This window comes from Pseudoalteromonas sp. SG45-5, from assembly GCF_014164085.1.
Taxonomy (GTDB): domain Bacteria; phylum Pseudomonadota; class Gammaproteobacteria; order Enterobacterales; family Alteromonadaceae; genus Pseudoalteromonas; species Pseudoalteromonas aliena.
In genome coordinates this window covers 1-229 of the sequence record NZ_JACJEM010000216.1, presented here as the reverse complement: position 1 = coordinate 229, position 229 = coordinate 1, and the positions used below count along the sequence as shown (strand labels likewise).

The following is a 229-nucleotide window of genomic DNA, read 5'->3' as shown; positions in this document are numbered from 1 at the left end:
GCATTGGCGGCCTGCATGGCGTATGTAGATTTAAACCCCATCAGAGCCAAAATGGCAAAGACACCAGAAGAATCAGACCATACCAGTGCTCAAGTACGGCTAATATGCGCAAAAGAAGGCAAGCAACCGAAAAAATTGCTCCGCTTTGCAGGCATGCCACGTCAAATCATGCCAAAAGGGCTACCGTTTGAGCTTAAATCGTACCTTGAACTTGTTGAGTTAACAGGGC

1 pseudogene is annotated in these 229 nt (G+C 47.2%); it reads left to right on the top strand.

What is annotated here, in order from left to right:
* Nucleotides 1–229, top strand: a pseudogene (locus H5119_RS20315) (transposase); the annotation flags it as partial.